25 protein-coding genes and 1 tRNA gene are annotated in these 25,607 nt (G+C 63.9%); 14 read left to right on the top strand and 12 right to left on the bottom strand.

All coding sequences use genetic code 11. From position 1 onward, the window contains the following. Positions 1 to 146 precede the first annotated feature (146 nt). On the top strand, positions 147 to 1,484 hold the full coding sequence (locus ACFQ4E_RS08415; protein WP_386802507.1) for a sensor histidine kinase: 1,338 nt from the start codon (positions 147 to 149) through the stop codon (positions 1,482 to 1,484). A 14-nt stretch (positions 1,485 to 1,498) separates the two neighbouring features. Beyond that, positions 1,499 to 2,122 carry a response regulator gene (locus ACFQ4E_RS08410; RefSeq protein ID WP_386802505.1) on the top strand — a complete coding sequence of 208 codons (624 nt, stop codon included), beginning with the start codon at positions 1,499 to 1,501 and terminating at the stop codon, positions 2,120 to 2,122. Positions 2,123 to 2,195: 73 nt separating this feature from the next. On the opposite strand, the gene dgoD is transcribed toward ACFQ4E_RS08410, so the two are convergent. Further along, positions 2,196 to 3,344, bottom strand: a complete 1,149-nt coding sequence (gene dgoD, locus ACFQ4E_RS08405) for a galactonate dehydratase (protein WP_386802503.1) — start codon at positions 3,342 to 3,344, stop codon at positions 2,196 to 2,198. A gap of 66 nt (positions 3,345 to 3,410) precedes the next feature. Further along, on the bottom strand, positions 3,411 to 4,430 hold the full coding sequence (locus ACFQ4E_RS08400; RefSeq protein WP_386802501.1) for an HTH-type transcriptional regulator GntR: 1,020 nt from the start codon (positions 4,428 to 4,430) through the stop codon (positions 3,411 to 3,413). A 135-nt stretch (positions 4,431 to 4,565) separates the two neighbouring features. On the opposite strand from ACFQ4E_RS08400, the gene ACFQ4E_RS08395 reads away from it, so the two are divergent. The 4 genes from ACFQ4E_RS08395 to ACFQ4E_RS08380 all read left to right on the top strand — a co-directional run bounded on the left by ACFQ4E_RS08395 (position 4,566) and on the right by ACFQ4E_RS08380 (position 8,076). Then, on the top strand, positions 4,566 to 5,072 hold the full coding sequence (locus tag ACFQ4E_RS08395) for a gluconokinase (protein WP_386802499.1): 507 nt from the start codon (positions 4,566 to 4,568) through the stop codon (positions 5,070 to 5,072). Positions 5,073 to 5,100: 28 nt separating this feature from the next. Continuing rightward, complete coding sequence (locus ACFQ4E_RS08390) at positions 5,101 to 6,108, top strand: TRAP transporter substrate-binding protein (RefSeq protein WP_386802498.1); 1,008 nt, start codon at positions 5,101 to 5,103, stop codon at positions 6,106 to 6,108. A gap of 79 nt (positions 6,109 to 6,187) precedes the next feature. Continuing rightward, positions 6,188 to 6,760, top strand: coding sequence for a TRAP transporter small permease subunit (locus ACFQ4E_RS08385; protein WP_386802497.1), 573 nt, complete (start codon positions 6,188 to 6,190; stop codon positions 6,758 to 6,760). Further along, positions 6,760 to 8,076: a TRAP transporter large permease gene (locus tag ACFQ4E_RS08380; protein ID WP_386802496.1), complete on the top strand. Its 1,317-nt coding sequence runs from the start codon at positions 6,760 to 6,762 to the stop codon at positions 8,074 to 8,076. The genes ACFQ4E_RS08385 and ACFQ4E_RS08380 overlap by 1 nt, the downstream gene beginning before the upstream one ends. Before the next feature lie 113 nt (positions 8,077 to 8,189). On the opposite strand, the gene ACFQ4E_RS08375 is transcribed toward ACFQ4E_RS08380, so the two are convergent. Beyond that, positions 8,190 to 9,659: a mannitol dehydrogenase family protein gene (locus ACFQ4E_RS08375; RefSeq protein WP_386802495.1), complete on the bottom strand. Its 1,470-nt coding sequence runs from the start codon at positions 9,657 to 9,659 to the stop codon at positions 8,190 to 8,192. Then, positions 9,656 to 10,867, bottom strand: coding sequence for a mannonate dehydratase (gene uxuA, locus ACFQ4E_RS08370; protein WP_386802494.1), 1,212 nt, complete (start codon positions 10,865 to 10,867; stop codon positions 9,656 to 9,658). Before uxuA ends, ACFQ4E_RS08375 begins: the two co-directional genes overlap by 4 nt. A 102-nt stretch (positions 10,868 to 10,969) precedes the next feature. Between uxuA and ACFQ4E_RS08365 the strand changes: the two genes are divergently transcribed. From ACFQ4E_RS08365 to ACFQ4E_RS08330, 8 genes are all read left to right on the top strand, one after another. Next, entirely contained in the window at positions 10,970 to 11,716 is a 747-nt protein-coding gene (locus tag ACFQ4E_RS08365) for a GntR family transcriptional regulator (RefSeq protein WP_386802493.1), read from the top strand. Further along, positions 11,713 to 12,684, top strand: coding sequence for a TRAP transporter substrate-binding protein (locus tag ACFQ4E_RS08360; protein WP_386802492.1), 972 nt, complete (start codon positions 11,713 to 11,715; stop codon positions 12,682 to 12,684). The genes ACFQ4E_RS08365 and ACFQ4E_RS08360 overlap by 4 nt, the downstream gene beginning before the upstream one ends. A 60-nt stretch (positions 12,685 to 12,744) precedes the next feature. After that, entirely contained in the window at positions 12,745 to 13,239 is a 495-nt protein-coding gene (locus ACFQ4E_RS08355; RefSeq protein ID WP_386802491.1) for a TRAP transporter small permease, read from the top strand. Positions 13,240 to 13,245: 6 nt separating this feature from the next. Then, positions 13,246 to 14,523, top strand: coding sequence for a TRAP transporter large permease (locus ACFQ4E_RS08350; RefSeq protein ID WP_386802490.1), 1,278 nt, complete (start codon positions 13,246 to 13,248; stop codon positions 14,521 to 14,523). 14 nt (positions 14,524 to 14,537) lie between these two features. Further along, entirely contained in the window at positions 14,538 to 15,584 is a 1,047-nt protein-coding gene (locus ACFQ4E_RS08345; RefSeq protein ID WP_386802489.1) for an L-idonate 5-dehydrogenase, read from the top strand. A gap of 13 nt (positions 15,585 to 15,597) precedes the next feature. After that, on the top strand, positions 15,598 to 16,524 hold the full coding sequence (locus ACFQ4E_RS08340) for a sugar kinase (RefSeq protein WP_386802488.1): 927 nt from the start codon (positions 15,598 to 15,600) through the stop codon (positions 16,522 to 16,524). A 632-nt stretch (positions 16,525 to 17,156) separates the two neighbouring features. Beyond that, positions 17,157 to 17,687 carry a hypothetical protein gene (locus ACFQ4E_RS08335; protein ID WP_386802487.1) on the top strand — a complete coding sequence of 177 codons (531 nt, stop codon included), beginning with the start codon at positions 17,157 to 17,159 and terminating at the stop codon, positions 17,685 to 17,687. A gap of 168 nt (positions 17,688 to 17,855) precedes the next feature. After that, positions 17,856 to 19,244, top strand: coding sequence for a hypothetical protein (locus ACFQ4E_RS08330; RefSeq protein WP_386802486.1), 1,389 nt, complete (start codon positions 17,856 to 17,858; stop codon positions 19,242 to 19,244). Between the two features lie 72 nt (positions 19,245 to 19,316). On the opposite strand, the gene ACFQ4E_RS08325 is transcribed toward ACFQ4E_RS08330, so the two are convergent. The 8 genes from ACFQ4E_RS08325 to ACFQ4E_RS08290 all read right to left on the bottom strand — a co-directional run bounded on the left by ACFQ4E_RS08325 (position 19,317) and on the right by ACFQ4E_RS08290 (position 25,602). Then, positions 19,317 to 20,294 (bottom strand): site-specific integrase, encoded by a 978-nt coding sequence (locus ACFQ4E_RS08325; protein WP_386802485.1) that lies wholly within the window; start codon positions 20,292 to 20,294, stop codon positions 19,317 to 19,319. Positions 20,295 to 20,433: 139 nt separating this feature from the next. Further along, positions 20,434 to 20,510 (bottom strand) — tRNA-Met (locus tag ACFQ4E_RS08320). 83 nt (positions 20,511 to 20,593) lie between these two features. Then, entirely contained in the window at positions 20,594 to 21,901 is a 1,308-nt protein-coding gene (locus ACFQ4E_RS08315; RefSeq protein ID WP_386802484.1) for an ATPase, read from the bottom strand. Between the two features lie 90 nt (positions 21,902 to 21,991). Next, positions 21,992 to 22,213 (bottom strand): hypothetical protein, encoded by a 222-nt coding sequence (locus ACFQ4E_RS08310; RefSeq protein WP_386802483.1) that lies wholly within the window; start codon positions 22,211 to 22,213, stop codon positions 21,992 to 21,994. Between the two features lie 3 nt (positions 22,214 to 22,216). Continuing rightward, positions 22,217 to 23,065, bottom strand: a complete 849-nt coding sequence (locus tag ACFQ4E_RS08305) for a tetratricopeptide repeat protein (protein WP_386802482.1) — start codon at positions 23,063 to 23,065, stop codon at positions 22,217 to 22,219. Between the two features lie 30 nt (positions 23,066 to 23,095). Beyond that, positions 23,096 to 23,653, bottom strand: a complete 558-nt coding sequence (locus tag ACFQ4E_RS08300; protein ID WP_386802481.1) for a tetratricopeptide repeat protein — start codon at positions 23,651 to 23,653, stop codon at positions 23,096 to 23,098. A 4-nt stretch (positions 23,654 to 23,657) separates the two neighbouring features. Then, positions 23,658 to 24,632 carry a type II secretion system F family protein gene (locus ACFQ4E_RS08295; RefSeq protein WP_386802480.1) on the bottom strand — a complete coding sequence of 325 codons (975 nt, stop codon included), beginning with the start codon at positions 24,630 to 24,632 and terminating at the stop codon, positions 23,658 to 23,660. Positions 24,633 to 24,636: 4 nt separating this feature from the next. After that, positions 24,637 to 25,602 (bottom strand): type II secretion system F family protein, encoded by a 966-nt coding sequence (locus tag ACFQ4E_RS08290; protein WP_386802479.1) that lies wholly within the window; start codon positions 25,600 to 25,602, stop codon positions 24,637 to 24,639. Positions 25,603 to 25,607: the final 5 nt, after the last annotated feature.

The raw sequence follows: 25,607 nt of genomic DNA, 5'->3' as shown, positions 1-25,607 counted from the left end.
CTCCATCTCTCCGGGGCAGGAAGACATGGCGGGACGGCCAACCCAACGCTTTCACGCATATTCAGGAAACCGCGGGCATATTGCCCGCGACAAGCACGCGGGTTTGCCCGATCCTGAGGGCCGGAAGGCCCGGGGGAGGAACCGCGATGAGTCTCAGGATGCGGCTGGTGCTGACGCTCTGGCTGGTGGTGCTGGCCGCCGGGATCGTCACGGTGACGTTCGCGGCCGCGGGCGCCTATGCCACCGCCGACCGGATGACGCGGAACACGTTGACGCGGGCGGGTTACGTGCTTGAGCGCGCTTACCACATGGAGCCGCGCGCGGGCGATCCGCTCTACGCCGAGATGACCGCGATCAAGCTTCTGGGCCTGATGGACCCGGGCACCTGCATCCGCTTCGAGCAGCGCCTGATCCCCGAGCGCCGCCTCTGCGCCAGTTGGCAGGCCTTCGGTCCCGTGGCGCCGGACGGGTTCCGCCAGCTCGTGACGCGCGTATTCGAGGCACCGTCCCCGGCGGTCGAGGAGGATAGCGGATCGCCCTACGGGATCTACTCCGTCGAGGTCAGTTTCGACGCCGTGGCCGCCGCGACGCTGGCGTGGCAACGGGTGACGCTGGCGCTCTGGCAGACGGCGGGCATGGCCGCGGGGGTTTTGCTTCTGGGGACGGTGGCGATCGTCGCGCGGCTCGGTCCCGTGGGGGGGATCGTCGATGCGCTCGACCGTCTGAGCCACGGCAATCTCGACACGAGGGTGGGCGTGACCGGCGCTGCCGAGTTCCGGCGCATCGCCGAGGCGGTGAACCGGCTTGGCGAGCAGCTTCGCAGCGGCACCGAGGCGCGCCGCAGGCTCACGCGCCAGCTGATCGAGGTCGAGGACACCGAGCGGCGCCAGCTCGCGCGCGATCTGCACGACGAGTTCGGCCAGATGCTGACCGCGACTGCGGCGCTCGCCGCGTCGATCCGGCTGATCGCGCCCCCCGAGCATCCGAGTGTCGCAGAGGATGCCGAGGCGATCGGGACCAATATCCGCGCGATGATGACCTGCCTGCGCGGGGCGTTCGCGCGTCTCAGGCCGCCCGACCTTGACGAGATCGGACTGGCCGCCAGCCTTCGCGGCATGCTCTCCGGCTGGCAGTCCCAGACCTCGGCGCGGTTCACGCTGGAAAGCACCCTCCGCGAGGCGTCGCTCAGCGGTCCGGTCCTTCTCGATCTCTACCGCATCGTCCAGGAAGGCGTCACCAATGCCATGCGGCACGGCGCGCCCTCCAAGGTCGATGTCGCGCTGCGCGAAGACGCCGCGGGGATCGTCGTTGAGGTCGAGGACAATGGTGGTGGGCGCGCGGATGACAGCGCGCCGGGCCACGGTCTTCTCGGCATGGCGGAGCGGACCGAGGCGATGGGCGGCACCCTCGAGATGCAGGATACCGCGCAGGGCTTCCGCCTGCGCGTCACGCTGCCCTATGCGCAGGCGCGGTCCGCCGCATGAGAGAGTGCAGCGTCATGATCGTCGACGATCATCCGGTCGTGCGCGAGGGCTATCGTCGGCTGATCGACCTGCAGCCCGGCCTGAGGATCGTCGGCGAGGCCGAGGATGCCCGGACGGCTTACTCGCAGTTCCGCGCCCTGGAGCCGGACGTGGTGGTGATGGATCTGACGCTCGCCGGTGCCAGCGGGATCGAGGCCATCCGCCACATCCGGCAATATGACGACGCCGCGCGGATCGTCGTCTTCACCATGCATCTCAGCGCCGCCTTCGCGCTCAAGTCGATCCGCGCGGGGGCAACCAGCTACATCACCAAGAGCAGCGATCCCAAGCTGCTGATCGACGCGATCTTCGGAGCGTTGCACGGGCGACGGTCGATTTCACCGGACGTGATGGAGGCGATCGCCCATGATCGGGTCTCCGGCGCGGGCACCGGGCTTGCCGATCTCACGCCGCGCCAGACCGAGATCCTGTGCCTGATCGCCCGAGGCTGGTTGCCGAACCGGATCGCCGAGGAGCTGTCGATCAGCCTCAAGACCGTCCGCAACAACCACTACCAGATCAAGACGATCCTCGGGCTAGAGACCGATGCGCAGCTCGTCTGGTTCGCGCTTCAGTCGGGGCTGCTGCCGGAGGCCTGAGCGGGCGGGTTACGGCGCACGTCTCCGAGAGACGGGACGCTCGTCCCTCGCGGCTCGTTGAAACAAGCCCGATCTACCATTCCGCGATGCTGCCATCACCGTGGCGCCAGAGCGGGTTGCGCCAGTTCTCGGCGGCGCGGGAGCGCTCGATCACCAGCTCTTCGTTGATCTCCACGCCGAGGCCGGGCCGGTCGAGGAGGGGGGTGAAGCCGTTCTCGATCCGCAGGGGCGTCGGGTCGACGAGGTAGTCGAGCAGATCGGCGCCGGTGTTGTAGTGGATGCCCGCGCTCTGTTCCTGGATGAAGGCGTTGTGCGACAGGAAATCGAGATGCAGCGAGGCCGCCAACGCGACCGGCCCGAGCGGGCAATGCGGCGCGAGCGCGACATCATAGGCTTCGGCCATCGCCGCGATCCGCCGGGCTTCGCTCAGGCCGCCGCAATGGCTGATATCCGGCTGCACGATGTCGACCATGCGGGCCTCGAGGAGATCCCGGAACTGGAACCGGGAATAGAGCCGTTCGCCCGTGGCAATCGGGTAGGAGAGGCCGCTCGCGATCTGCGGCAGGCAATGCAGGTGCTCTGGCAGGACCGGCTCTTCGATGAAGAGCGGATGCATGCCTTCGAGCTCGCGCAGCAGCGCCTTGGCCATCGGGCGGTGGACCCTGCCGTGGAAGTCGATGGCGATGCCGATCTCCGCGCCGACCGCCTCGCGCGCCTCGAAGGCGCGTGCCACGGCGGCGTCGACCTTGGCGTGAGTGTCGACGATGGCGAGCTCGGGCGTGCCGTTCATCTTGAACGCGGTGAAGCCATTGGTGACGACCTCGCGCGCCTGCGGGCCGATGGCGTCGGGGCGGTCGCCGCCGATCCAGCAATACATCCGCATCCGGTCGCGCACAGCACCGCCCAGAAGCGCATGGACCGGGACCGACAGGGCCTTGCCCTTGATGTCCCAGAGCGCCTGGTCGATCCCGGCGATGGCGGACATCAGGATCGGCCCGCCGCGATAGAAGCCGCCGCGGTAGAGGCTCTGCCAGATGTCCTCGATCCGGTGCGGATCGCGGCCGATCAGAAGCTCCGACAGCTCGTGCACGGCGGCCTCGACCGTGGCCGCGCGGCCTTCGATCACAGGCTCGCCCCAGCCCGAGATCCCCTCGTCGGTCTCGATCTTGAGGAACATCCAGCGCGGGGGAACGCGCCAGGTGGTCAGCTTGGTGATCTTCATGGCGGCTCCCTTTCTCCGTGATCCGGCGAGCGTGAACCGGACCGCGAGGTGATATCTGCGTTACGATCAGCCCCGCTGACGCGCCGTGCTCTGACGGGCCATGACCTCGTAGCCGAGATCGATGGTCGTGGGCGTCACGGGGCCGTTGTCCACGCAGGACAATATGGTCTGCATCGCGCGCAGGCCCATGTCCTGGCGATAAGTGCGGACGCTGGTGATCGGCGGCTCGGCGGCGGCCATCATCTCGAGATCGTTGAACCCGCAGATGCCAAGCTGGTCCGGCACGCGAATCCGCCGCCGCTGCGCCTCGAAGAGCGCCCCGAGGGCGAGGTCGTCATTGTTGCAGAAGATCGCATCGACGGTCGGCTCCTGCGCCAGGAGATCGGCAAGGAGCGCCGCGCCCTTGGTGACCGACGAGGCCTCGGGCGTGGTCACGACGCGCTGCTCGGAATAGGCCCCGGCCTCTTCGGCGGCGGCCCGGAAGCCCGCGAAGCGGCGCTGCGTCCGGGGGTCCATGCGGGCGCCGAGAAAGCCCAGGCGGGTATATCCCTGCTCGATCAGGTGCCGCGTTCCGGCGTGCGCCGCGTCGAAATGGGACAGGCCGATGCAGAAGCCCGCGGGGTCCGGCCCGGTCTCCATGATCTGCACGACCGGGCAGTCGATATTGGCGAGGATGTCGCGCGAGACTTCGGACTGGTCGATGCCCGCGACGATGAGACCCGCCGGTTTCTGCGCCGCGAAGAGCCGCAGCGCCTTGTCCTCGAGCGCGGGCGAGTAGCGCGTATTGGCGAGCTGGATGTCGAAATCGGCGATGCCCGCGATCTCGTAGATGCCGCGGAGCACGTCCGAGAAGACGTTGTTGGTGACCGACGGCACGACAACGCCGATCATGTTCGACCGGCCCGTCGCCAGCATGCGCGCGGCCGGGTTCGGGACGTAGCCCAGTTCGGAGATTGCCGATTCGACCTGTGCGCGGACTTTCTCGGAGACCATCTCGGGATGACGGATCGCGCGGGACACGGTGATCGCGCTGACCCCCGCGAGGGTCGCGACATCGTCGAGAGTTGTTCTTTTTTTTCTGATCATTCGCTCGTCCCGCCGCCGCTCAGTCAAAAGTTTGTTGACATATGACAGCGCTGTCAACTAATGATAGCGCTGTCATTTGAGCTTTTGGCCCGTTTTGAGCGGTTGTCATCAGCAAGGAACAGGGAGGGGGATGTCGTGTCGCATGTGCTCGTCATGGGCGTTTGTGGGTGTGGGAAGTCGCTTGTCGGCTCGGCCATCACCGAGCGGCTCGGCGCCACCTTCGTCGAGGGCGACGAGTTTCATCCGCCCGAGAACGTCGCCCATATGAAAGCCGGGCATCCGCTCGACGACCAGATGCGGTTCGGCTGGCTCGATGCCATCGGCGACGCGGTCGCCGCGATGCAGGGGCGTGCCGTCATCGCCTGCTCGGCCCTGAAAGCGTCCTATCGCGAACGTCTGAGCGCGAAGATCGGCGACATGCTGATCGTGCATCTGACCGGCAAACCAGGGCTGCTCGAAGAGCGCGTCACCCAGCGCAAGGCGCATTTCATGCCGGCGAGCCTTGTCGCCAGCCAGTTCGCGGTCCTCGAGCCCCCGTCGGGCCCGATGACCATCGAGATCGACGTCGCCCTCACCCCCGACGAGGTGGTCGAGAGGGCGGTCGCCTTCATTCGGAGCGCGGATGCGCGCTCCGTCGCCTGAGACTTGAAACACTTAAGGGAGGAACCCCATGAAACTTCGTCTCGCAGCACTCGCCGTCGCAGGGCTGGTCTCCAGCACCGCCATGGCGCAGGACTACACGTTCCGCTTCCAGTCCTCGGACCCCGCGGGCAACCCCAACTTCCAGCTCCAGCAGCAATGGGCCGAGATGGTGTCGGAAAAGACCGACGGCGCCGTGAAGGTCGAGCTTCTGCCCGTCGAGTCGATCGTCGCCCATAACGAGACCCAGGACGCCATCGCGGCGGGCATTCTCGACGGCCACATCACCGACACCTCGTATTTCTCGGGCAAGGACCCGGCCTTCGGCCTGATCGCCAACCCCGTGGGCGCGTGGTCGGCACCCGAAGAGATGTTCACCTTCATGCGTGAGGGCGGTGGCAACGAGCTGATGAACGAGCTCGTCGAACCCTACGGCCTGCATTTCATCGGCGCGACCACGCCGGGGCTCGAGGCCTTCGTGTCCGCCGTGCCGCTCGAAGGCGTCGACGATCTGAAGGGCCTGAAGATGCGGGCGCCCGAAGGTCTCGTGCAGCAGGTCTTCGCCGCAGCGGGCGCCGCTCCGGTGAACCTGCCGGGCTCCGAGGTCTTCACCTCGCTCGACAAGAAGGTGATCGAGGCCGCCGACTACACCGTGTTCTCGACCAACCACGCGCAGGGCATGCACGACGTCGCGCCGCACCCGGTCTACCCGGGCTTCCACTCCATGCCGCTCGTCGAGATCTCGATGAACAAGGCCAAGTGGGACAGCCTGCCGGCTGATCTGCAGGACACCCTGACCACCTCGGTCGAGGAGTTCGCCGAGATGCAGGTTGCCGCGCTGCGCGAGGCAGACATGAAGGCCGTCGAGGAAGCCAAGGCCGCGGGCGACATCACCGTGCATGACTGGTCCGCCGAAGAGCGCGCGAAGTTCCGCGCCATCGCGCAGGGCGAGTGGGGCAAGGTCGCCGAGCGGTCGGACAACGCCAAGAAGGTCTACGACACGCTCTCCGAATACCTCAAGAGCGCCGGGCTTCTCTGAACCGAACCCGGTCCTGACCTGACCAATCGGGGCGGCTCCTCTACGGGCCGCCCTTTTCTGAAAGAGGGGGAGAACAGCCATGGCGGAGCATCCGTCACATCCCGACGCCGGAGAGGCCGACGCGGGTCACCTGCGCGAAGCGGGCGCGATCCCGGAAGCGGGCGCCCTGGGGCGCTGGATCGACCGGGGCGGGATCATCTTCGCGGTCGGCATCGTCCTGGCGATGCTGATCCTGATTCAGGAAGTCGTGCTGCGTTACGTCTTCAACGCGCCGACGATCTGGGCGCATGAGACGACGATCTTTCTGTGCGGCGCCGCCTTCGTCTATGGTGGTCTCTACTGCGCCGCGCGCGACCGCCACATCCGCGTGGTCCTGATCTACGACATCCTGCCGCCGCGCCTGCGCCGCGCCTTCGATATCGCGATCTCGCTGATCAGCGCCGCCGCGTCCGGCACCTTCGCCTGGGCCGCCTGGCAGATGGTCAAGCGCGCCGCATTCGCGCCAGACGGCAGCGTCCGGCTGGAGCGGTCGGGCAGCGCCTGGGACCCGATCTATCCGGGCCTGTCGAAGATCTTCCTCCTGACGGTGCTCACCCTCCTGGCCATCCAGTTTCTCGTCCTGGCCTGGAACTACGCGCGGAGGCGCTCCTGATGGAACTCTTTGGATCTCTCCAGGGGCTCGGCATCGAATCCGCCACGCTCCTGATGTTCGTCATGCTGCTCGTGCTCCTAGTTACCGGCATGCCCTTGGCCTTCGTGACGCTTCTCGTCGCGCTGATCTTCGCGCTCGGCTGGACCGGCCCGATGGTGGTGCCGCTGATCACCAGCCGGGTCTATTCCTTCGTGGCGAGCTTCGTCTTCGTCTCGGTGCCGATGTTCGTGCTGATGGCCGCGATCCTCGACCGATCCGGCATCGCCCGCGATCTCTTCGACGCGATGAAGCTGGTGGGCGGGCGGCTTCGGGGCGGGGTGGCGATCCAGACCATCATCGTCGCTGTGATCCTCGCGGCCATGTCGGGCATCATCGGGGGCGAGGTCGTCCTTCTGGGCCTGATCGCGCTGCCGCAGATGCTGCGCCTGGGCTATGACCGCAATCTCGCGATCGGCGTCGTCTGCGCCGGTGGCGCGCTCGGGACCATGGTCCCGCCGTCGATCGTTCTCATCATCTACGGCCTGACCGCGAACGTCTCGATCGGGGCGCTCTTCACCGCCTCCTTCCTGCCGGGCCTTATGCTCGCAGGCTTCTACGTCGCCTATGTCCTGGTGCGCGCCTACATGAACCCGGCGGTCGCACCCGTGGCGGAGCCGAACGAGATGACCGGGGCGGAGAAACTGAAACTCCTGCGCGGCCTCATCCTGCCGATCCTCGTGGTGATCGCGGTTCTGGGCTCGATCTATGGCGGTATCGCCAGCGTGACCGAGGCCTCCGCGGTCGGTGTGATGGGCGTGATCCTCTCGACCATGGTCCGGGGCGAGTTCACGCTGACGCTTCTCAAGGACGCCGCGCTCCAGACGCTTCAGACCGTCGGGATGATCGTCTGGATCGGCATCGGCGCCTCGGCGCTCGTGGGGGTGTTCAACTTCATGGGTGGGATCAATTTCGTGTCGTCGCTGATCACCGGGATCTCGGACAACCCGACCGTGATCATCCTCTTCATGATGGCGATCCTCTTTGTCTTGGGCATGTTCCTCGACTGGGTCGGGGTCGCGCTTCTGACCATGCCGATCTTCGTGCCGATCGTGACCGATCTCGGCTACGACCCGGTCTGGTTCGGCGTCGTGTTCTGCATGAACATGCAGGTGAGCTTCCTGTCGCCACCCTTCGGCCCGGCCGCGTTCTACCTGAAATCGGTGGCGCCGCCCGAGATCAGCCTCGGCGACATCTTCAAGTCGCTGGTGCCGTTCATCTGCCTGCAAATCCTGGCGCTCGCGGTCCTGATCGCGTTCCCGGGGATCACCGGCCGCTGAGGACGGCGCGGCACGCGCCCCGTGCCGCCCCGTGCCGCTTTGCGCCATCACGTCGAAGGTCTGAAAAATCCGAGCGTCGGTCCCGTCGGACCGGCGCTCGGTCGTTTCCGGGGTCAGTTCGTTTCCGACGCGCACTCGATTGCCTGCGCCATGCCCTTCGCCAGCATCAGGTCGAGATGCGTCAGGACCGCGCGCTGCCAGCCCTCGCTCCGCGAGAGCGCCTCCGGGACCAGCCCGGGAAGACCCGAGATATGGCCGAGGATCGCATCGGCCGAGGCGTCGTCCTCGTCCAGTTTCAGCTTGGCCTCCATCGGGTCGCGCAGCGCATAGGTCTCGCCCGCGTCGGTTCGGCCGGTGGTGTAGCGCATCCACGCCGCCGCGGCGAAGGCGAAGGGATCGATCGGTTGGCCGCGGCGCAGAGCCTCCAGCGCGGGCGCGAAGATCCGCTGGGGCATCTTCTCGGACCCGTCCATGGCGATCTGGTAGGTCTCATGCGCGAGGTGCGGGTTGGCGAAGCGCTGGGCCAGCGCCTCGGCATAGGCGTCAAGGTCAATCCCGGGCAGGGCGTCGAGCGTCGCGGCGGCAGCGGTCAGGTGCCGCCTGATCAGCCGCGCCAGGCCCGGATCGGCCATCGTGTCCCGCACGTAGCGATGCCCGGCAAGAAAACCCGCATAGGCGAGCATCGAATGCGTGCCGTTCAGCATCCTGAGCTTCATGTCCTCGAAGGGCCGGACATCCTCGACAAAAAGCGCACCTCCGGCGTCCCAGTCGGGGCGGCCCTGCGGGAAGCTGTCCTCGATCACCCATTGCCGGAAGGCCTCGCATTCGATGGCGGCGGCATCGGCATGGCCGGTCAGCTCTTCGGCAAGGCGCAGCGTCTCGTCGGTCCGGGCCGGTGTGATGCGGTCGACCATCGTGGCCGGGAAGGCGACGTCTCTTTCGATATGGGAGACGAGGTCGGGATCCGTCCGGCGCGCGAAATCGACGAAAAGACCGCGCACCATCGGCCCGTTGTCGGGCAGGTTGTCACAACAGAGGACCGTGAAGGGCGCGATCCCCGCCGCACGCCGACGCCCGAGCGCCCAGACCAGGAGGCCCGCCACGCCGTTCGGCGTCTCCGGCGTGTCCAGATCGGCCGCGATGGCCGGGTGGTCGGTGTCGACGCCACCGGTGCGCCGGTCGATGCCGTAGCCTTTCTCGGTCACGGTCAGGCTGACGATCCGCGTCTCGGGCGCGCAGAGCGCCTCGAGCACGGCCTGCCGGTCGGTCCGGAGGCAGAGCGCCGCGGCCAGCGATCCGATGACGCGCGCCTCGGTGCCGTCGGCACTGCGTTCGATGGTCGTGAAGAGGCCGTTCTGCGGCGTCAGCTCTTCCGATGGCTCGGCGCTCCGCAAGCTGACGCCGATGATCCGCCAATCGCCGCCGGACGCGGCCAGCGCGTCATCGGTGTAGACCGCTTGATGCGCCTTGTGAAACGCGCCGAGCCCGATATGGACGATGCCCGCGCCATGGTCTTCGCGCCGGTAGGCGGGACGGGCGACCCCTGCGGGCAGGGCGTCGGGCGTGGTCAGTCTCTCGCTCATGCCGATGCGATCCGGGGCTCCAGCGCGGCGATGACACCGCGCAGCTCCGCCAGGCCTTTCAGGCGGCCGATGGAGGGATAACCCGGCTGCGCCCGGCGTCCGAGATCGTCGAGGATGTCCTGCCCGTGATCGGGCCGGAAGGGGATCGAGCAATCCTGTCGTCCCGCCGCCCGGCGCCTGGCTTCTTCCTTCAACGCGGCTTCGACCAGCTTGACCATGTCGGTGTCGCCGCCGAGATGCTCGGCCTCGTAGAACGATCCGCGGACCTGATCGCTTTCGCGTTTGACGTTCCGCAGGTGCAGGAAATGCACCCGGTCGCCCAGCCTCTCCATCATGCCGGGCAGATCGTTGTCGGGCCGCGCACCGAGCGATCCGGCGCAGAGGGTGATGCCGCTCGCTGGCAGGTTCACGGCGTCCAGGACCTGCGCATACTGCGCTTCGGTCGACATGATCCGAGGCAGGCCGAGAAGCGGGAAGGGCGGGTCGTCGGGATGGCAGCAGAGCCGCAGGCCGAGCTTCTCGGCGACGGGTGCGACCTCGGACAGGAAATCGACGAGATGCTGGCGCAGGGTGTCCTCGCTCATCGACGCGTATTCTGCGAGATGCGCCCGCACGTCCTCGAGGCTGAACTTTTCCGCCGCGCCGGGAAGGCCGAAGACTATGTTTCCGGCCAGTTGCTCGCATTCGGCATCGGACTTCTCGGCATGACGGCGTGTGGCGGCCTCCGTCAGCTCCGCGTCGAAATCCTCTTTCGCGCCCGCGCGCTTGAGGATGTGCAGGTCGAAGGCGGCGAAATCGACCAGGTCGAACCGCATGCAGGTCGCGCCGTTCGGCAGCCGCCAGGCCAGATCGGTGCGCGTCCAGTCGAGGACCGGCATGAAATTGTAGCAGATCACCTCGATCCCGGCGGCGGCGAGATTGGCGAGGCTGGTCTTGTAGGCCTCAAGATGCGCGCGCCAGTCGCCCTGCTGCTTCTTGATGTCTTCGCTGACCGGCAGGCTCTCGACCACCGACCATGTGAGAGAGGAGGGCGCGCCGTCGGGCATGGTCGCGATCTCGCGCTGGCGTTTCGCGATCTCGTCCGGCGACCAGACAGCCCCGGTCGGCAGATGATGCAGCGCCGAGACGATCCCGGTGGCGCCCGCCTGGGCGACATCCGCGATGCTCACGCGATCCTGCGGCCCGAACCATCGCCATGTCTGTTCCATGCGCCCCTCCAGACTCTCGATCCTTCCGAATGAATAGCATCTGGCGCTGTTGCTGACTAGTATGGAAGTATGGTAATTGACGCCAGGGGAGGAGGCCGAATCATGAAAATAGAACATCATTCGGCTTGGGAGCTTGATCCCACGGCGTCGATTACGCCGCAGATCACCCGCATCCTGCGCGAGCGCATCATCCAGAGCGATCTGAAGCCGGGCGACCGGATATCGGAATCCGAGCTGGCAAAGAGCTACGGCGTCAGCCGCCAGCCCGTGCGCGAGGCCTTCATCAAGCTGGCCGATCAGGGCCTCCTTGAAGTCCGGCCGCAGCGGGGCACCATCGTCACCCGCATCGGGTATTTCGCCGTTCTGGACGCGCGCTTCCTGCGCGAGGCGATCGAGGCGGATATCGCCAAGATCGTCGCCTCGGACCCGGACCCGGCAGTCGTCGCGGAGTTGCGCCACCAGTTGGCGCGCCAGCAGGCGCTGAAGGGAAACGATGCCGCCGCCTTTACCCGGCTCGACGAGCAGTTCCATCGCACCCTCGCGGAAGCCGCCGGAAAATCCGGTGCCTGGCGCCAGATCGAGGGGCTGAAATCGCAGATGGACCGTGTCCGCTATCTCTCGCTGGCCGAGTTCCGCATCGACGCGCTCATCGCCCAGCATCGCGAGGTCGTCGACCGGATCGAAGCCGGGGACGTGCCGGGCGCCAACGCGGCGATCCGGCTGCATCTGCGCGAAGTGCTGAACGACCTGCCGCAGATCATCGCGGCCAACACGCAATTCTTCGATTTGCCGGACGGGGAGACCCCCGAACCGGTCAACGCACCCATTCAAGGAGGACCCAACGAATGACGTTCAATTTCAAGATTACCGCGCTGGCTGCAGCGCTGGCCACGGCCGTGGCCGCCCCGGTCTGGGCGCAGGAGATGACGCTGAAGCTCGGCCATCTCGCGAACGAGGACAATTCCTGGCACAAGGCCTCGGTCAAGTTCGGCGAGGAGCTCTCGGCATTCACCGACGGGCGGATCACCGTCGAAGTGTTCCCGAACGAGTCGCTCGGCAAGGAGATCGACCTGATCAACGGCATGCAGCTCGGCACCGTGGACATGACGATCACGGGCGAGTCGCTGCAGAACTGGGCGCCCAAGGCCGCGCTTCTGGCCGTGCCCTACGCCTTCCAGACGATCGAGGACATGGACGCCTTCGCCTCCGGCCCCGGCGGCGACGAGATCGAGGCGCAGATCGTCGAGAAGGTGCAGATCCGGCCCATCGCCTATTTCGCCCGCGGCGCGCGTGACCTGACCTCGAACCGTCCGATCACCACGCCCGCCGATCTGAACGGCCTGAAGATGCGCGTGCCGAACGTGCCGCTCTTCGTGGATGTCTGGTCCGCTCTCGGCGCCAATCCCGGCCCGATGGCCTTCTCCGAGGTCTTCACCTCGCTGCAGAACGGCACCATCGAGGCGCAGGAAAACCCGCTCGCGCTGATCCGTTCGGCCAGCTTCTACGAGGTGCAGAGCCACGTGAACCTGACCGATCACGTCCGCTCCTGGATCTATCTCACCATCGCGGACGCGACCTGGAACAAGCTCTCGGACGAAGACAAGGAAGCCGTGACCGAGGCCGCGTCGCGCGCGCAGGCCTATGAGCGCGAGCTCTTCGAGACGAGCCTCGCCGAGGACCGGGCCTTCCTGGAAGAGCAGGGCATGACCTTCGTCGAGGTCGACGCCGCCGCCTTCCAGGCCGCTGCCAAGGACGCCGTGCTCGCAAACGTCAACGACGAGATCAAGCCGATCGTCGAGGACCTGTTCGCGCAGTAAAGCCACGCGACCGGCGCCGCGCATAGTCGCGGCGCCGCCACGCCTTTGGGACAAACGGACATGGCACGCATCATAGAAGGCCTCACGATGGTGGCGCGCATCGGCGCCGGGCTGGCCTTCGCCATTCTCATGGCGGCCGTGCTCGTGCAGGTGGTCGGGCGGCTCACCGGCTCCTCGCCGGTCTGGACAGAGGAGCTCACGCGCTACGCGCTTCTCTACATGATCGCCTTCGGTGCTGGTCTTGCGCTGCGGACGGGCGACCTCGTCAATGTCGATGTCTTCAGCGAAGCGCTGCCGGGACGTCTTCCCTGGATCCTGCGCCTCTTTTCGGCGGCGGCGACGGCGGGCCTCGCGCTGTTCCTCTTGCCCCATGCGTGGAAATACGTGGCCATCGGCAAGATGCAGACCGCTCCGGCGCTGGGCGTCCGGATGGATGTCGTTCACGCCACCGTCTGGCTGATGCTTGCAGGGCTCGCGGTCTTCGCGATCGTCCGCATCCTCGGCATGCTCACCGGGGTCGAGAACGGGCTCCCCGATAGCCCGGGCGACGAGTGAGCGCAGATGGACGTCGGTATCCTCTTCTCGATCTTCGTGCTGGGCCTCGTTCTCGGCATCCCCGTCGCGATCACGCTCGGCCTGTCATCGCTGGGCTACATCCTCGTCGCGGGCCTTCCGCCGGTCGTCATGCCGCAGAAGATGTACGCGGGCATGGATGTCTTCGTCCTGCTCTCGATCCCCGGCTTCATCCTGGCCGGAAACCTGATGAACCAGGGCGGCATCACCAACCGGATCATCCGCTTCGCCAACGCTCTCGTCGGCTGGATTCGCGGAGGCTTGGGTCTGACCAATATCGCCGCCTCCATGCTCTTCGGGGGGATCACCGGCACCGCGGTCGCCGATGCCGCGTCACTCGGTGGCGTGCTGATCCCCGGCATGAAGAAGGCGGGCTACCCGGGCGATTTCTCGGCCGCGGTCACCGCCGCATCCTCGACGGTCGGGCCGATCATCCCGCCCTCGGTGCCGATGATCATCGTCGGCGCGCTCTCGGGCATCTCGGTCGGCAAGATGTTCCTGGCCGGAGCCATCCCGGGCATCCTGATGGGGCTCGCGATGATGGTCACGGCCTATGTCATCTCGGTCCGGCGCGGTTTTCCGCACCAGCCCTGGCAGGGGTTCGGCGAGGTCGCGCGCGCCTTCGGCGGCGCGATCTGGGCCATCGCGATGACCTTCCTGATCATCTACGGCCTTCTCTCAGGCCTCGCGACGCCGACGGAAACCGCCGTCGTGGCCAGCGTCTACGCCTTCATCGTCGGTGCCTTCATCTATCGCGAGCTGCCGCTTCGCGCCGTCCCGGGTATCGTGACCAACAGCGCCGTCTCCGCCGCGGGCATCCTGGCGCTCGTCGGCTTCGCCAATGTCTTCGGCTGGATCCTCGTCGCGGAACGCATCCCGCAGGCCATCGCGGACGGGGTGCTGTCGATCACCGACAACCGCTTCCTGGTGATCCTGCTGATCAACCTGCTCCTGCTCTTCGTCGGCATGTTCATGGAGACCATTGCCGCGCTGATCATCCTCTTCGTGCCGCTTCTGTCGCTTGCCGAGGCGGTCGGCATCGACCCTTTGCATTTCGCGACCTTCGCAGTGCTGAACCTGATGATCGGGCTGACCACGCCGCCGGTGGGCGTCTGCCTGTTCGTTTGCGCCAATATCGCCCGGCTGCCCTTGTCGCCGGTTGTCCGCGCGATCATGCCCTTCCTGTTGACCAACATCCTCGTGCTGCTCGCGGTCTCCTATTTCCCACCGCTCGCCACCTGGCTGCCCTCCCTCCTGATCCCCTGAGAAGTGACCAACTGATGAAGACCCGTGTCTGCCGCCTCTATGGACAAGACGATCTCAGGATCGAAACCGACGATGTGGGCGCGCCCGGTCCGGGACAGGTCCTGGTCGGCATCGCTGCCGGAGGCATTTGCGGCTCGGACATGCATTATCTCTCCCAAGGCGGGATCGGCACGATCCGTGTGCGCGAGCCGATCATTCTCGGCCACGAGGCCTCGGGACGGGTGATCGCGGTCGGAGAGGGCGTGTCGGGTCTGCAAGAAGGCGACAAGGTCGCGATCAACCCGAGCCGTCCCTGCAGAGCCTGCCTCTATTGCTCGGACGGCCTGCCGATGCACTGCCTCGACATGCGCTTCAACGGATCGGCCATCCGGTTGCCGCACGAGCAGGGTCTCTTCCGCGACCGGATCCTGGTCGAGGCGGGGCAGTGCCTGAAGCTCGACGCCGAGGCCGATCTGGGCGCGGTGGCCTGTGCCGAACCCTTGGCCGTATGTCTCCACGCCGCGAAAATGGCCGGCGAGATCCGCGGCAAGCGCGTTCTCGTGACCGGCGCCGGTCCCATCGGCATCCTCTGCGCGGCGGCCGCTGCCGCCGAAGGCGCGGCCGAGATCGTGGTCACCGATCTGCACGACGCGGTCCTGGCCGTCGCCGAGCAGATGGGCGCGACGCGGGTGATCAACGTGGCCCGCGACGGTCAGGAATTGGAGCGCTACGCGGAGAACAAGGGCCATTTCCACCTGGCCTTCGAATGCTCCGCCGCGGCCCCCGCGATCCGCAGCGCCATCGCCGCGCTCCGTCCGCGCGGCGCGCTGATCCAGGTCGGCGTCACCGGAGACACGGAAATGCCGATCAACGCGATCGTGGCCAAGGAAATCCGCGTCCAGGGCACCCATCGCTTCCACGAGGAGTTCGCCGAGGCCGTCGATGCGATCTCCTCGGGGCGGATCGACGTGCGCCCGATCATCACCGCGCGCGTCCCGCTCGAGGACGCCGCCGCGGCGTTCCGCACCGCCTCTGACAGAAGCCGTGCGGTGAAGGTGCACCTGACCTTCGAGACGAGCTGAGCGGGGCCCGGCGATGACACCGAAGATCGCAGCGATCGGGGAAGCGATGGTCGAGTTCGCCCCGGTGGGGGAGGGGCTCTACCGGCGCGGCTTTGCGGGCGACACGTTCAACACGATCTGGCACATGGCGCAGTGTCTCGGGCGCGAGGCGCGCTGCAGTTTCGTCACCCGCGTGGGCAGCGACGCGCTCTCCGACCGGTTTGTGCACGAGCTCTCCGAGGACGGGCTCGATGTCGCTTGCATCTCCCGCGACCCGGCCCGGCTGATGGGGCTCTACATGATCGAGCTCGACGGGGCGGAGCGCAGCTTTCACTACTGGCGCGGTCAGTCGGCGGCGCGGCACCTCGCCGACGATCCAGGAGCTTTGCGCGACGCGCTGCGCGACAGCGCGATCGTCTATCTCTCGGGCATCACCCTCGCGGTGCTGACGCCCGACGGGCGGCGCGCGCTCTTCGATGTCCTCGCGGAGCTCCGAGGCCAAGGCGCACGGGTCGCCTTCGATCCCAATTTCCGTCCCAAACTTTGGCCGTCGCGGGAGGCCGCCCGCGAGGCGATGCACCAAGCCCTTCGCCTGAGCGACATTGCCCTTCCGAGTTTCGACGACGAGCAGGCGCTCTGGGGCGATCCGACGCCCGAGGCGACCGTCCAGCGCCTCATCGAGGCGGGCGTCGGCGAGGTCGTCGTCAAGAACGGCGCGCGCGGTGTGACGACGGTCGAGAATGGCCGGGTCAGCGTGACCGAGACGCCGCCGCCGGAGACGCTCCGCGATACGGCCGGGGCGGGCGATGCGTTTAACGCGGGCTACCTCTCGGCGAGCCTCAAAGGAGCGGCCCGGTCGGACGCCATCGCTCAAGGCCACAGGCTCGCCTGCACGGTCCTCGCCACCTTCGGAGCGCGCGCCTCGAAAGAGGCGGTCACAGAGCTCCTGCGCTCCGTCTGACCACTCTGCATATCAGTGAATCTGGCCAGCCGCTCTGACGTACCAGAGCGCTAAGCGGTGCGCAGATGTGGTTACCGCCGCACGCCAAATGTGCTATCTATTCATCTGATTTTTATGGGAATTTTGGTAGCGGAGGAGGGACTTGAACCCCCGACACGCGGATTATGATCTGGGTTCCGTGTTCCAATGGGGTAAGGAGAAAATTATATATATTAAAATCAATTACTTATAGGCTTCGCTTCTTCGCATCCACCGCACCAAAACTTTGGTCCAACCTAACCTTTGCGACGTATCGGCAAATTCTAGAAATCTTAGCCCGGCATGTTGCGGAGAACAGATTTCGCAACACTCCACGTTGCTGGAGTGTTTCTCTTGCACGAACCATTTGCTGAACTCAGCTCCGAAATGGGCAAAAATGGGTATTTGACGTCAAAAAATGTGATCGAAAATAATATCGGCTGCCAATAAAGCGGTAATTTATCATACTCGCTAGCGAGTATGATAAATTTTTACTAACGTGTCAATAGCAATTAAATATCTGTTATTAAACAAAAATATAAATATTGTGCGTGTCGATTTTGCCAACTTCAAGGTGGTTGTGTTGCCGAAAATTCTAGGCATGATGCAATTTTATGGAAGCGCAACAAGATCATATCGCTCGGTGGATTGAGGAGATCGATGAGCAGGTCGGCGAACTAGAAGCCGAAAAAAGGATGTTGATTAAGCTCCGCGGTCTTCTCCGCGGAAACTTGGGGGTGATTAAGGGTAGCGACGTTTTCTCACTAAAGGCTGCTGCCAAGTTTGAAATTCTAGCTAGGGTTGCAGAATACCTCTACCGTCCTGACCCGCTATTGTACGGTGGGGCCACCACCAAGGAGCTGTTTGAGGTGCTTTGTGAAAGTGCTGAAAGCTCGTCGAGTGGGGGGGCGAAGCCAGCGCGCGGGAGGCGCGGTTCTCGTGACGAGGGCGCCGAAGCGAGTTTCCTGCGATTGGCGCTCACGGGTAAGAAGGTGCGTTATGGGACCTTCAGAAGTATACTCACGCGATTGCGGATGGATGGGCGTCTTTACTTTGATCGCGAAACTAAGCGCTGGCGTGTAACGGAGGAAAAAATTGTAGTGGAGAGACCGGAGGGTAGGGACCCCGACGACGAAAAAACTTAGCAAATAGAATGAGTAGGGGTCGAAGCTACCGGCAAGTAAGACGTCGACCCCCACTACTTTGAAACGCAGGCAATCAGCCCGCTACCCGACACTTTGCTACGGCTGACTGGGTTTGGTCAAGCCGTTCCGGAGGGTAGTGGTGTTGCTTGGACAGAAAGGTGAAGAACCATGTCCACCACTATCTACGACATTGAGGCCACCGGTTTGGAGGTCACGCGAGATGTACCGTTTCAGTTCGGTGCTCATGTTTTGAACAGTGACCACTCCCTGGTACGTGACTTAAATCTAACTGGACGTCTGCCGAGGCATGTACTTCCCAGCCCTTCGGCATTGACAGTAACTGGAATGAAGTTTTCGGAAATACAAAAGTTTCCGCTTTCGCATCATGAGTTGGTAAAGCGTATCCACAGTTTTGTTGTCGAAAACTCTCCAACAACTTTCGTGTCATTTAATGGAATGCGCTATGATGAGAATGTTCTGAGGCATGCGTTCTATTCAAATCTACTTCAGCCTTACGTAACACAGCTTTCAGGCAGTATGCGAATGGATGTCCTTAAGGTCGTCCATGCTGCTGTTGCGTGTGGTGATGGCTCCATTAAGGTTCCTCTAAATGAAAAGGGCAAAAAGTCTTTTAAGCTTGAGGGGCTGGCGAGGGAGAATGGATTTAATGACCATAACGCGCATGATGCTCTAGGTGATGTGCGGGCCACCGAGTTTATCATGAACTTGGTTCGAGATAAGTCGCCCGATGTTTGGCGTGCATGTGAGCGTAATCGCGATAAATATCAAGTCCAGAAAATGCTGGAGTCCCGGCGGCCCCTCCTTAAGGTTGATTGGAATTACTTTTCAGGCGTCCCGAACGTGAGGGTGATTCTTCCAGTAGTGAGTGATGCTGAAAACTGTAATGAGTGGATTTGTGTCAACCTGAACTGCGATGTCATGAAGCTTCTTGAGAAAGGTGAGGTGAGTCTGAAGGCGGCATTTAAATGGTGTAATGGAGTGACCCCCCTGATTACGGTCAAGACAAACGATATGCCGCTTGTTTTTGACCTCAGCGATCCGGCTATTCGAAAGTTGCCTGCCCATTATCCCCGTGAAGTGTGTGAAAAAATATTGAGTGATGCTGGCTTCGCAAGCCGGCTTCGGGTGGCTGGCCGGTTAAGAAAGGAGAGTTATCCGCCATCTGAAAGTGTCTGGGATGACCTATACTCGGGCGGTTTCTTCCCGACTTCAGATGATGTGCCGGTTATCAAGAGGTTTCATAAGGTTCGTCCTGATGAGAAGTTCGACTTGATTTCAGATCTTTCGGACGGTCGCGCAAGAACCCTTGCTCTTTGGCTGATCGGTTCTGAGTGGCCAGATGTTTTGCCTCATTCGGCTCGATCAGAGTATGAGGCTGGGTTGCGGGAGCATTTGATGGCCGAGGAGGCAAAATGGACAACGATTCCATCTGCGCTTCGTCATATCCGTGAGTTGAAGGTTGGCGCGCGAGCGCGTGATCTCGAAATCCTGGAGGATTACAGGTATCATCTGGAGAACATGTCGTCCTTCGCGTGACCACAGTTGTCTATGCCTAGGAGGGGCTAATTGGCCCCTCCTTCTTATTCAGTTTTCTTGCTGGAGAAGTTTTTAATCTAGTAGGTCAACCAAGCTATCGGCGCGTAAGTGAGTGTATCTCTGCAGCATTTGAAGCGTTTTGTGTCCGGTGATCTGGCTAACTTGCATTTGGTTTAAGCCTTTCTCGAATAGGCGGCTTGTTGCTTCGTGCCTTAGGTCGTGAAACCGCAGGTCCCGAATTTTGGCTCGGGCGCAGGCTCGCCTGAACGCTTGGCGGACTGCGCTCGGCGTCGCGTCGAAAACTCGGGACTCGTCCTTCGGAAGGCCAGATAGAATTTGAGTTGCAAGGCGAGATAATGGCACAGAGCGCCCCTGACCATTTTTAGTGAGCTTCAGGCGAGCGATCCGTCGGTCAAAATTGATGTCTTTCCAGTGCAAGCCCAAGAGCTCGCCTTGGCGCATGGCTGTCTCTATCGCCAACAGGACAAGGGGAGCAAGGTAGGGGCTGCCGCCTACGTCCGCGGCCTCTAACAGCCTTTCCAATTCTCCATTCTCTAGGCGCCTCTCACGACCCGGAGAGGCGCTGGGCTTCCGCACCACCTCCACCGGGTTCTTCAAGCTCTCGTAGCCCCAATCTTTGCGAGCCACAGTATAGAGATGCGAAATGATGGCGAGCTCAAGTCTGATAGTGTTTGCGCTAAGACCTTCTCGGAGTCTCTTGTCTCGATGCTGCGCGAGATCAACGCCGCGCAAGCTGTCCATGCTGAATTTCGCGATCGGTGTCCTCAGCCACTGATCGATCCTCATCAGTTCTTGCTTGGCGCTGCGCTTCAGGGGGGTGACTTCACGAGCGTACCTCACCAGAGCGTCGCTGACCTTCAACTTGGCGGGGTCTAGGGTGTCGCTCTCACGGGTTGCGATGGCACGTTCGCACTCGCGCGCAAACTTCTGAGCGGCGGTCCGCTTATCGAACGTTTTTGTCACAGGTGGATGCCCAATCCTGCGAACTCGGACCCGATACTTGCCGTTGCGATGTTCAATAGTAGCCATGTATGCCTCCACCGATTCGATGAGGCAAGTGTCCCGAGGCTGGCCCCGGCCATCAATCCACTTTGTCCCGGGACAGCATGTTTCCCGAGGCAGGACTGGCAGTTTTATTTTTTTACAAAGACTTAGCTACCTTTGTGTTTGGTAGCGGAGGAGGGACTTGAACCCCCGACACGCGGATTATGATTCCGCTGCTCTAACCAACTGAGCTACTCCGCCAACGCGACGGCGGGAATAGAGCCGTGCCGCGTGGGCGTCAAGCCGGAAATCCCGCCTTGAGGGGCGTTTTTTCCGGCCTCGCGTCACTTCACGATCATCTCGTCCTTCACGAACATGTTGGCCCAGGCGCGGTCCACCAGTTCGGGCGTCATCTTGTAGGGCAGGCCTTCGAAATCGCAGACAGCGATCATCTGGTCAATCAGGAAGACCGGCTGGTAGTTGGCGTAGATGTTCTTGATCGTCGGGTACTTGGTCTTCAAAAGGTGCACGAGGCTCTTCTCGCAGAGCTGCATCTTCTTCTTCCGCGCGACGAGCGCGAAGATCTTCAGGAAGTCCTCCTGGTTCGGGCCGTCGATCTTGATCTTGAAGAAGATCCGGCGCAGCGCCGCCTGGTCGAAGATCTCGTTGGGGTGGAAGTTGGTCGAGAAGATCACCAGCGTGTCGAAGGGAACCTCGAACTTCTCGCCCGATTGCAGCGCGAGAATATCCTTGCCCTCTTCCAGCGGAACGATCCAGCGGTTGACCAGCTTCTGCGGCGGCTCGGCCTGGCGGCCAAGGTCGTCGACGATGAAGATGCCGCCGGTCGACTTGAGCTGAAGCGGCGCCTGGTAGGTGCGCGCGGTCGGGTTGTAGACGAGGTCGAGCATGTCCAGCGACAGCTCGCCCCCGGTGATCACCGTGGGGCGTTCGCAGACGACGTAGCGCGTGTCGTAGAGGTTGCGGCGGCGCAGCTGGTTGGGGTCGTCCTCATGCGCGGCGGCCTTGGAATGCACGATCGGGTCGTAGACCGTGATCACCTGGCCCGCGTATTCGATCGCCCGCGGCACGTAGATCCGGTCGCCCATTGCGTCGCGGATGCCGTTCGAGATCGAGGATTTACCGTTGCCCGGCGGGCCGTACATCAGGATCGAGCGGCCCGATCCGACGGCGGGGCCGAGGTTGTCCAGAAGCGTATTGGGCAGGATCAGGTGACCCATCGCCGTGGTCAGCTGCTCGCGCGTGATCTGGATGTTCTTGATCGACTGCCGCTTGACCTGTTCGCGGTAGACGTCGAGCGGCACGGGCATCGCGCCGTAATATTCCGACTGTCCCAGAGCGTCCATCGCCCGCGCCTTGCCGGAATCGGTGAGCTGGTAGCCCATCTCGCTGCCGGAATTGGCGTTGAGCGTGCCCATCGCCTCGAGCAGGAGCTGGGAGCGGCCGAGATCCACCAGTTCCTGCGTGATCGGCATGGGCAGGCAGACGGCCTTGGCCAGGTCCGTCACGGTGTTGCTGTTCTTGCGGAAGAGCGTCTTGATCAGGATGTCGCGCATCATCACCGGCGACAGCTGCATCTCTTGCAGCCGTTTGGGCGGCGGAGGCGCCATCACGGCGGAGCTTTGAACGTTCATGAACCAGGCCTGTCTTCGCGCGTCTTCGGTGACGCTAGAAGACAGGGATTTTGTGGCGAAGTTCGGGCTCGGACTTGGCCTTTTGACGCGCTATCGCGAGAATGCCTCGCGCATCGTCTCGCCCGCCGTCACGGCGGCGGTGACGAGGATCTCGTCGACCGGCACGGCAAGGGGCAGGGCGACCGCGGCCGCGGCGAGCGCGGCCAGGAGCGCAGGATTGCCGCTGCGCCCCATGAGCCGGGCCAGGATCAGCGCGACCGAGATGCAGCACAGAAGGGCCGCGATCGGGAGGGTGTCGGGCAGTTGTTCCATGGATCAGCTCGCCTCCAGGGCATCGAGATTGCGCTTGGCGGCGTCGAAATGCTGCGGATGGGTCTCGAGCGCTTCGCGCATCAGGCCCTTGCCGATCTCCACGTCGCCCCGCTTCACCGCGGACAGCCCCAACGTATGCAGAAGCTCGGCCCGTTCAATCTGGCTCATGGGAATGACGGGCAGCGCGTAATTGCCCTGCGCGCCGCGGGCGAGCATCAGGTTGTTCTTGGCGGTGAAGAGGTTGCGGTCGGCGCGGATCGCGTCCGAGAAGAGCCGCTCGGCCTCCGCATAATCGCCGCGCGAGAGCTTGGAGAAGCCCCAGTTGTTCAGCGTGCCCGCAGGGTTGGTGGTCAGGCCCACGGCGATCTCGTAGAAGCTGTCGGCCTTGGCCCAGTCCTTGCGGCTGTCGGCGATCATCGCCTCGAGCTTGTAGCGCTGGTGGGTCTCGTGGGTCGGCGGGATCGCGTCGAGCGTGGCCTTGGCCCGGTCCCACTCGCCATTGCGGATCAGCGCATCGGCGAAATCGACGCGGTCGTCATTCGTCGCCTCTTCATGCGCGACAACCTGCGCCCAGGCCGCGACCGCTTCGGTCGGGCGCTTGGCGCGGGTGAGCGATGCGGCGAGGCCCCGGCGGAAATCGATCCGCTCGGGCTCCTTGGCCGAGGAGCGGCGGAAGTAATTCACCGCCTCTTCCGGATCGGCCATGGTCATCATCACGTCGTTGAGCTTGGTGCCGTCGATCGCGTTGACGTCCTGGAAGGCGCGGTCGACCTCGGCGGCGTCCTGGTCGCCGCAGCCCGACAGGGCGAGCGCTCCGGCCACGCACAGGATGACGGATAGGGGATGGCGCATGTGCCTGCGTCCTTGTTCTGCTCTGCCTCGTTAGGGTTGCAGGCGGATCAGGTAGTCCCCGGCGCCGCGCCGCACCAACTGGTATTGTTGTTCTTGCTCAGCACCATACTCCGGCGCGTCGCGTTTTTCGAGCGCCAAGCGCAGATTGTTGCGGATTGAGTCACTTTCGCCATTATCGAGCGCGTAGGCCTTGCGGAAGATCTCGGCCGCTTCGGCTGTTTTGCCGCGCTCCATCAGGACCACGCCCAAATTGTTCAGCGCTTCGGGCGCGGCGGTATCCTCGGCCACGGCGCGCCGCAAGAGGTCCTCGGCCTGGTTGAGGCGCCCCAGGCGGAGATTGGCCGAGCCGAGCGCGCTCAGCACCTCGCCGGTCAGACCGAGCTCTCCCGCCGCGCGGGTATAGGCCTCGAGCGCCAGCGCCGGTTCGCCCGCGTCGATGAGCCTGTGGCCGACCAGCATCTGGTCGACCGTCTGGCCGTCGGGGTCGGGTGTCGGAGCGTAAAGCGGAGCCTCGGACGCGGAAAAGCCGCCCGGAGAACAGGCGGCCAATCCAAGGATGATCAGGCCTCCGGCGAGGCGCTGGAGCATATGGTCAGTTCCCTATGTTCCCCATCTCCGTGATGCCCACCGCCGAGGGGCCGACGAGGATGATGAGAAGCGGCGGCACGGTCAGCATCATTGTGGTCAATGTCATCTTGGTCGGCAACTTGTTTGCCTTTTCCTCGGCCCGCATCACGCGCTTGTCGCGCATCTCGGACGCATAGACCCGCAGAGCGTCCGCGATCGAGGTGCCGAATGTCTGCGACTGGTTCAGCACGGTCACGAAAGAGGACACGTCCTGCACGCCGCAGCGCTCGGACATGTCGTCGAGCACCTGGCTCTTGTCCTTGCCGGCCTTCATCTCGTAGCTGACGAGCTGGAACTCGTCGGCGAGATGGGGGTAGGAGGCGCGCAGCTCGCGCGCCATGCGGACGATGGACTGGTCCATCGACTGACCGGCTTCGACGCAGACGAGCATCATGTCGAGCGCATCCGGGAAGCCCGAGGTGATCTCTTCCTTGCGGGCCTCGACCCGGCGCGTGATCCAGTATTTCGGGAAATAGTAGCCCGCCGCACCCGGTCCGATCACCCACATCACCATCTGCTGCGTGGTGGCGTCGTCGCCCAGCACCATCATGTAATAAAGGACACCGGCCACGAGCCCGCCAAGGCCGAGCACGAACTGCGCGAAGTAGTAATAGCGCACCGCTTCCTTGTCGCGGTAGCCCGCCTGCAGGAGCTTCAGGCGCACCTCGCCCAATTGCTCGGCATCCTGGGGCTCCAGGAACTGCGCGTATTTGTTGAGCTTGTCGCCCTTGGATTTCTCCCGCAGGACCGCCTTCTTCTCGCGTTCCTGGATCTGCTTGCCGCTTTCGGCCAGCCGGTCCATCGGGTCCGACCGGCCCGCCAGCATGATCGGGATGCAGAGAAGCAGGAGCAGGAGCGCCAGCCCTCCGACCGCGATCAGCGGACCGGCCGGGCCAAGAAGGTCTGTCAGGATGGCGTTGATCGTATCGAGGAAATTCATCGGCTCAGACCTTGATGTTGACGAGCATCCGCATGACGAACAGGTTCGCCGTCAGGAAGATGGCCACGATGAAACAGGCGGGGATGAACCACGGGTGGTCCAGAACCTCGTCGTAGTAATGCGGGTCGGTCACCTGGATGACGATCAGCGCCAGCACCGGGAAGGCCGACAGGAACTTGCCCGACCATTGCGCCTCGGCGGTGATCGCCTTGACCCGGCGGAAAAGGCGGAAGCGCGCGCGGATCACCTTGGCGAGGCCTTCGAGGATCTCGGCGAGGTTGCCGCCCGATTGCTGCTGGATGGTCACCGCCACCGCGAGGAAGCGCAAATCCTGCATGTCGAGCCGCTCGGCCATGTGCTTGAGGCTTTCGCCGATCTCGCGGCCATAGGCGCTCTCGTCGGCGATGACGCCGAACTCGGTGGCCAGCGGGTCCTGAATTTCGTCCGAGACAATCTTGATCGCCGATGAGAACGGGTGACCCACGCGGAGCGAGCGCACCATCAGCTCGACCGCGTCGGGGAGCTGTTCCTCGATCATCGACAGGCGCTTGTTGGCCTTGGAATTGACCCAGAAATAGACCCCGCCGACGCCGAAGGCGATGCCGAGCAGCGCCCGCACGCCCAGCCCCGCGGCGGTGCCGATGCTGAGGCCGATGAAGGCCACCACCGAAAGCGCGGCCATGACCATCATCAACTGCTGCGGGGTAAAGGCGATGGCCGCCTTCTGCGCACGGTCGGCCAGGAGCGAGTAGAGCGGGATGCCCCGGCTCTCCATGTGTTGGTCCATCTCCTTGCGGAGCTTGGCCAGAACCTCGTCGCGCCGTGTGCCCTGGTCGAGCATCTCGAGGCGACGGTTCACCTTGGAGTTCAGGCTGATCGATTTGCCGAAGGCGACGAGATAGACGCCCTCGACCAGGACGAGGACGCCGATAAAGATCAGTCCGTAGATGATCAGTTCACCGCTGAGCATGATGG

The sequence above is a fragment of the Litorisediminicola beolgyonensis genome, from assembly GCF_042679605.1.
Classification (GTDB): Bacteria; Pseudomonadota; Alphaproteobacteria; order Rhodobacterales; family Rhodobacteraceae; genus Litorisediminicola; species Litorisediminicola beolgyonensis.
Note: the sequence above shows the minus strand (reverse complement) of the source record. Positions and strands in the feature narration are given on the sequence as shown.

Excerpts from the sequence above, each read along its gene's own strand:
- ACFQ4E_RS08415 (WP_386802507.1), top strand. The coding sequence starts at position 147 with ATGAGTCTCAGGATGCGGCTGGTGCTGACGCTCTGGCTGGTGGTGCTG.
- ACFQ4E_RS08410 (WP_386802505.1), top strand. The coding sequence starts at position 1,499 with ATGATCGTCGACGATCATCCGGTCGTGCGCGAGGGCTATCGTCGGCTG.
- dgoD (WP_386802503.1), bottom strand. The coding sequence starts at position 3,344 with ATGAAGATCACCAAGCTGACCACCTGGCGCGTTCCCCCGCGCTGGATG.
- ACFQ4E_RS08400 (WP_386802501.1), bottom strand. The coding sequence starts at position 4,430 with ATGATCAGAAAAAAAAGAACAACTCTCGACGATGTCGCGACCCTCGCG.
- ACFQ4E_RS08390 (WP_386802498.1), top strand. The coding sequence starts at position 5,101 with ATGAAACTTCGTCTCGCAGCACTCGCCGTCGCAGGGCTGGTCTCCAGC.
- ACFQ4E_RS08385 (WP_386802497.1), top strand. The coding sequence starts at position 6,188 with ATGGCGGAGCATCCGTCACATCCCGACGCCGGAGAGGCCGACGCGGGT.
- ACFQ4E_RS08380 (WP_386802496.1), top strand. The coding sequence starts at position 6,760 with ATGGAACTCTTTGGATCTCTCCAGGGGCTCGGCATCGAATCCGCCACG.
- ACFQ4E_RS08375 (WP_386802495.1), bottom strand. The coding sequence starts at position 9,659 with ATGAGCGAGAGACTGACCACGCCCGACGCCCTGCCCGCAGGGGTCGCC.
- uxuA (WP_386802494.1), bottom strand. The coding sequence starts at position 10,867 with ATGGAACAGACATGGCGATGGTTCGGGCCGCAGGATCGCGTGAGCATC.
- ACFQ4E_RS08365 (WP_386802493.1), top strand. The coding sequence starts at position 10,970 with ATGAAAATAGAACATCATTCGGCTTGGGAGCTTGATCCCACGGCGTCG.
- ACFQ4E_RS08360 (WP_386802492.1), top strand. The coding sequence starts at position 11,713 with ATGACGTTCAATTTCAAGATTACCGCGCTGGCTGCAGCGCTGGCCACG.
- ACFQ4E_RS08355 (WP_386802491.1), top strand. The coding sequence starts at position 12,745 with ATGGCACGCATCATAGAAGGCCTCACGATGGTGGCGCGCATCGGCGCC.
- ACFQ4E_RS08350 (WP_386802490.1), top strand. The coding sequence starts at position 13,246 with ATGGACGTCGGTATCCTCTTCTCGATCTTCGTGCTGGGCCTCGTTCTC.
- ACFQ4E_RS08345 (WP_386802489.1), top strand. The coding sequence starts at position 14,538 with ATGAAGACCCGTGTCTGCCGCCTCTATGGACAAGACGATCTCAGGATC.
- ACFQ4E_RS08340 (WP_386802488.1), top strand. The coding sequence starts at position 15,598 with ATGACACCGAAGATCGCAGCGATCGGGGAAGCGATGGTCGAGTTCGCC.
- ACFQ4E_RS08335 (WP_386802487.1), top strand. The coding sequence starts at position 17,157 with ATGGAAGCGCAACAAGATCATATCGCTCGGTGGATTGAGGAGATCGAT.
- ACFQ4E_RS08330 (WP_386802486.1), top strand. The coding sequence starts at position 17,856 with ATGTCCACCACTATCTACGACATTGAGGCCACCGGTTTGGAGGTCACG.
- ACFQ4E_RS08325 (WP_386802485.1), bottom strand. The coding sequence starts at position 20,294 with ATGGCTACTATTGAACATCGCAACGGCAAGTATCGGGTCCGAGTTCGC.
- ACFQ4E_RS08315 (WP_386802484.1), bottom strand. The coding sequence starts at position 21,901 with ATGAACGTTCAAAGCTCCGCCGTGATGGCGCCTCCGCCGCCCAAACGG.
- ACFQ4E_RS08310 (WP_386802483.1), bottom strand. The coding sequence starts at position 22,213 with ATGGAACAACTGCCCGACACCCTCCCGATCGCGGCCCTTCTGTGCTGC.
- ACFQ4E_RS08305 (WP_386802482.1), bottom strand. The coding sequence starts at position 23,065 with ATGCGCCATCCCCTATCCGTCATCCTGTGCGTGGCCGGAGCGCTCGCC.
- ACFQ4E_RS08300 (WP_386802481.1), bottom strand. The coding sequence starts at position 23,653 with ATGCTCCAGCGCCTCGCCGGAGGCCTGATCATCCTTGGATTGGCCGCC.
- ACFQ4E_RS08295 (WP_386802480.1), bottom strand. The coding sequence starts at position 24,632 with ATGAATTTCCTCGATACGATCAACGCCATCCTGACAGACCTTCTTGGC.
- ACFQ4E_RS08290 (WP_386802479.1), bottom strand. The coding sequence starts at position 25,602 with ATGCTCAGCGGTGAACTGATCATCTACGGACTGATCTTTATCGGCGTC.